At 64.3% G+C, this 456-nt stretch carries 1 pseudogene; it reads right to left on the bottom strand.

The features are described 5' to 3' along the window. Positions 1 to 456 (bottom strand): annotated as a pseudogene (locus EN859_RS35360) (ABC transporter permease); the annotation flags it as partial.

Below are 456 nucleotides of genomic sequence, written 5' to 3'. Positions count from 1 at the left end.
GGCGCGTAGGCATGCGCCAGTGTCACCACCACCGCGGCCGGCGTGTTGAGGAACGCGAGTGTCGGCTCCGACCATAGGCCGCTTTCGATGAAAGCCGAGTTCAGCACGCCGTTATAGGCAAGCACGATCTTCCAGGCGAAAACGCGCAAAAGGTAGCTGGTCCAGAAGGGCAGCGTGACCAGGAAGAGCAGCAGGTTGCGCCGTCGCCCGGCATGGAAGGCGAGGTAGTAGGCGACCGGATAGGCGGTAACGACGGTCGCGAGCGTCACCAGGCCGGCAATGACCAGCGAGCGCAGCGTCACTGTCCAGTAAAGCGGATCGGTGGCGACGGTGAGAAAATTCTCCGCCGTCAGGCCGACGCCGAGCAGCGAGCCGTCATTGCCCCTGAAGGCGAGGAAGACCACAAGGCCGAGCGCGAACAGGATGAGGAAGAAGGTGACCAGCCCGCCCGGCAGC

The sequence above is a fragment of the Mesorhizobium sp. M00.F.Ca.ET.216.01.1.1 genome, from assembly GCF_004010325.2.
In the GTDB taxonomy this organism is placed as follows: Bacteria; Pseudomonadota; Alphaproteobacteria; order Rhizobiales; family Rhizobiaceae; genus Mesorhizobium.
This window is presented reverse-complemented; position numbering and strand designations above follow the sequence as displayed.